General features: G+C 74.7%; 4 protein-coding genes. 2 read left to right on the top strand and 2 right to left on the bottom strand.

Annotation, left to right across the window (positions count from 1 at the left end):
* Window positions 1–58 precede the first annotated feature (58 nt).
* The gene (locus HCJ92_RS22955; RefSeq protein WP_167935524.1) at window positions 59–544 is read right to left on the bottom strand and encodes a hypothetical protein; all 486 of its coding nucleotides are present in this window, start codon (window positions 542–544) and stop codon (window positions 59–61) included.
* A 180-nt stretch (window positions 545–724) separates the two neighbouring features.
* On the opposite strand from HCJ92_RS22955, the gene HCJ92_RS22950 reads away from it, so the two are divergent.
* Both HCJ92_RS22950 and HCJ92_RS22945 read left to right on the top strand, forming a co-directional pair.
* Window positions 725–1255 (top strand): SigE family RNA polymerase sigma factor, encoded by a 531-nt coding sequence (locus tag HCJ92_RS22950; RefSeq protein ID WP_209311487.1) that lies wholly within the window; start codon window positions 725–727, stop codon window positions 1253–1255.
* Window positions 1252–1803 carry a hypothetical protein gene (locus HCJ92_RS22945; protein ID WP_167935523.1) on the top strand — a complete coding sequence of 184 codons (552 nt, stop codon included), beginning with the start codon at window positions 1252–1254 and terminating at the stop codon, window positions 1801–1803. The genes HCJ92_RS22950 and HCJ92_RS22945 overlap by 4 nt, the downstream gene beginning before the upstream one ends.
* 97 nt (window positions 1804–1900) lie before the next feature.
* Here the strand turns inward: HCJ92_RS22945 and HCJ92_RS22940 are convergent, their stop codons facing one another.
* Window positions 1901–3637, bottom strand: coding sequence for a phospholipid carrier-dependent glycosyltransferase (locus HCJ92_RS22940; RefSeq protein WP_167935522.1), 1737 nt, complete (start codon window positions 3635–3637; stop codon window positions 1901–1903).
* Window positions 3638–3797 lie beyond the last annotated feature (160 nt).

Genomic DNA, 3797 nt, shown 5'->3' with positions numbered 1-3797 from the left:
CGCCGCTGCGGCGCTCGTCGGCCGGGCACCTCTCCGCGAGGGAGCCCGGCCGGGAAGGTCACTTGCCGGGTACGGTCTTCGTCTCGTCCGGCTGCGCGGCGGCGGCCTCGCACACCTCCACCGCCTCGGGGAACGGCTCGCCGAGCTCGTCGGCCGGGAGCACCTCGCACGGCTCGCCGCCGGGGGCCTCGGCGGCGACGTCCGGCTCGACCACCGCGTCGACCGGCGGGGCGACGGGGGCCGTCCCGGTGGCCTTGTCCGGTACGGCGACGGCTTCTGCCTTCGCCTCGGTGGCCTTGTCCGGTACGGCGACGGCTTCTTCCTTCGCCTCGGTGGCCTTGTCCGGTACCGCGACGGCCTCCGCCTCCGCCGGGTCGTCCGCCTTCGGCTCGGCGGCTGCGTCGGGTGTCTCGGCGACGGGGGCCGTCGTCCCGCTGCCCTGCTCCTGCGGCTGGGAGGCGTTGGCGGCGGTTGCCCAGGTGCCGGCGGCCAGGGCGAGGCATGCCGCGCCCAGGGCGATGCTGCGGATGCTGCGTCGGGTCATGCGGTTCTCCACTCTCCGAAGGGACCGGGCGCGGTGGGAGGGCCGCGGCCGGTGCTTGCAGGAGTGATCTACGGGCGGCCCCGGCGTCGGGTTGCGTTCGCGGAGGAGACCTACGTCATGCCGGGAGCGTGCAACCCGACGCCGACCGGTCCCGTAGAGGAAGGGAGGAGAAGTGACCGAATGGCGAAAGGCCGGCGGGTGGGAGAAGCAACCCGGGAGCGCGAGTTCCGGGAGTTCGCCGAGGCGCGGCAGCGGCAGTTGAGGCGCAGTGCCTACTTGCTGTGCGGCGACTGGCACGAGGCTCAGGACCTGACGCAGACGACCCTGATGAAGCTGTACGCGGCGTGGGGGCGGGTGCGCCGGGACGGGAACGTCGAGGCGTACGCCCGCACGATCCTGACGCGTACCTTCATCGACCAGTACCGCAGGCGTGGCCGTCGCGAGGAGCCGGTGGGCGACCTGCCGGAGCCGCCCGGCGACGGCCGCCAGCCCGGTTCCGAGCTCCGCCTGGTGATGCAGGCGGCGCTGATGGAGCTGCCCCCGCGCTACCGGGCGGTACTGGTCCTTCGATTCTGGGAGGACTGGAGCGTGGAGGAGACCGCGCGGGCGCTCAAGGTGTCGGCGGGAACGGTCAAGAGCCAGAGCGCCCGCGGGCTGGCACGGTTGCGCGACATCATCGGGGAGCAGGTCGGCGAGGTGGGCAGGAGATGACGGGGAACATGATCCGGCGGGGCGAGAGCGGTGACGGGGACGAGCTGCGCGACGCGTTCCGGTCCATCCTGGCGACCCATCCGGAACCACCGATGGACGACCTCACGGGCGCGGCGGTCACCGGCGGTAGGCGGATACGGCGGCGCCGTCGCGTCGCCACCGTCACTGCCCTCACCACAGTGGTCATCGTCGGCGTCGGTGTGGTCACCGGCCTGGTGCAGCCCGCCGTCCAGCAGCCCCCGCCCGTCGTGCCCGCCGAGGAGCCGACCCCGTCGTCGCCGGAGCCCGAGGAACGGCATCCGGAGATCGTCCCCCATCCGGAGGAGGCGAGCGAGGAGCCGCGGGTCGGGTCGGCACTGCCCCGGGACGCGGGCGGCGAGGACCCGCTCGGACCGGACCCCGCCGGCCGGACCACGGTGGGACCGGACCCCGACGGGCAGGTCGCGGAGGGGCAGATCACGGACGGGCGGGTCGCCCCCGGTTCCGGCACCGAACCCGGAGGCGTGCGGGAGCCCGACGACGCGCCGGGAGCCGCCGTGCCGGAGTGACGGCCCGCCCGACCCCGGGCGCGGGCCGCCCGGGGGTGCGGTCCCGGGGCCCCCGGTGAAGAGCACCGCGGGCCAGGCGCTGTGCACCAGACACCCCCTAGACCCAGGTGCCCAGCCACATCCGGGCCCGCCAGGCGTCCATCGGGATCTCGATGCCGGTGTACAGCGGGTAGAAGTAGACGAAGTTCCACGCCACGGCCAGCACGAACACCCCGGTCGTGACGATGCCCGCCGCCCGGCGCCGCTCGGAGCACCCCGGCGGCCCGAGGAGGGCGCCCAGCGCCATCGCCACCGCGAGGCAGAGGAACGGCACCAGCACCACCGCGTAGAAGTAGAAGATGGTGCGGTCCTGGTAGAGGAACCACGGCAGGTAGCCGCAGGCCACACCGCACAGCACAGCCCCGGCCCGCCAGTCCCGGCGCAGCAGCCAGCGGTACGCGACGTAGACCAGAGCCAGGCACGCCGCCCACCACAGCACCGGTGTGCCGAGGGCCAGCACCTCGCGCGCGCACCCCTCCTCGGCGTCGCAGTCGCCCTGTCCGACCTGAATCGACTGGTAATGGAACGACACCGGGCGGCTGCTGACGAGCCAGCTCCACGGGTTGGAGTCGTAGGCGTGGCTGTCGGTGAGTCCGACGTGGAACGAGTACGCCTCCCGGTGGTAGTGCCACCAGGAGCGCAGCGCGTCCACGGCCCCGTTCCCCGTGCTGCCGTTCTCCGCCCCCCACTGGCGGTAGTACCCGCCGGCGGTGGCGAACCAGCCCGCCCACGACGCCAGGTAGGTCGCGGCGGCGACCGGCACGGTGGAGACGAAGGCCGGGACGGCGTCCCGCCGCAGCATCGCCCGGTAGGGGTGCCGGGCGCCGGCGGTGCGGCGCGCCGCCGCGTCCCACAGCACGATCATGATGCCGAACGCCGCAAGGGCGTACAGCCCGGACCACTTGGTGGCGCAGGCCAGGCCCAGCAGCAGACCGGCCGCCAGCCGCCAGGGCCGCAACCCCGGCGTCAGCCGCTCGCCGACCGCTCGGACGGGGCGCAGTACGCCGTCCGCGCTCCTCTCGGGCTGCGCCCGTTCCAGTGCGGTGACGAACCGCGCCCGGGTGCGGTCCCGGTCGACGAGGAGCGCGCCGAACGCGGCCAGGACCCAGAACATCAGCACCAGGTCCAGCAGCGCGGTGCGGCTCATGACGAAGTGCAGCCCGTCCAGCGCGAGCAGCACACCGGCCAGGCACCCCAGTGCGGTCGAGCGGAACAGACGGCGGCCGATGCGGCAGACCATCACCACGGAGACGGCGCCGAGCAGCGCGGTCATGAACCGCCAACCGAACGGCTCCATGCCGAAGGCCCACTCGCCCAGGGCGATGACCCACTTCCCGACGGGGGGGTGCACGACGTAGGAGGCCGTGTCGCCGAGCGGGACGTCCCCGACGAGGATGCGTTCGTTGGCGTCGTCCGGCCAGGACATCTCGTGTCCCCGCTGGAGCAGGGCCCAGGCGTCCTTCGCGTAGTACGTCTCGTCGAAGACCACCGCGTGGGGGGTGCCGAGGTTGACGAACCGCAGCGCCGCGGCGAAGAGCCCGACGAGGAGCGGCCCGATCCACCCCGCCCAGCGCGAGAGCAGCAGCGTCGCCGTGGGACCCAGCCCGAAGTAGCGGCCGAGTCTTCCGGCGGGCGCCGGATACGGCGGCACCAGCCGCTCCCGCACCCCGCGGTCGGCGCGTGCCCGGTAGCCGTGGCGCCGCAGCCCGCGCACCCAGTCGCGTTCGTGAGCGGGCGGGCCGGTGCCGGGTGGTCCGGCGGCGTGACGCGGCCGGCGCTCGGTGTCCGCCGTCACGCGGCACCACCGTCCGCCGGCCGGGCGCTGTGACCCCGGGCCGCCTGGCTCCGGGGGGCGTGGCTCGGGGCCTCGTGACCCCGGTCGCGGGTGGGCGCTGCGGTGCCGGGCCCGCGAGCGGGTCGGCGGCACGCGGCGGCGCGGGAGTCCGCCCCGGCGG

The organism is Streptomyces spiramenti (genome assembly GCF_012034385.1).
Lineage (GTDB): Bacteria > Actinomycetota > Actinomycetes > Streptomycetales > Streptomycetaceae > Streptomyces > Streptomyces spiramenti.
This window is presented reverse-complemented; position numbering and strand designations above follow the sequence as displayed.

Excerpts from the sequence above, each read along its gene's own strand:
- HCJ92_RS22955 (WP_167935524.1), bottom strand. The coding sequence starts at position 544 with ATGACCCGACGCAGCATCCGCAGCATCGCCCTGGGCGCGGCATGCCTC.
- HCJ92_RS22950 (WP_209311487.1), top strand. The coding sequence starts at position 725 with ATGGCGAAAGGCCGGCGGGTGGGAGAAGCAACCCGGGAGCGCGAGTTC.
- HCJ92_RS22945 (WP_167935523.1), top strand. The coding sequence starts at position 1,252 with ATGACGGGGAACATGATCCGGCGGGGCGAGAGCGGTGACGGGGACGAG.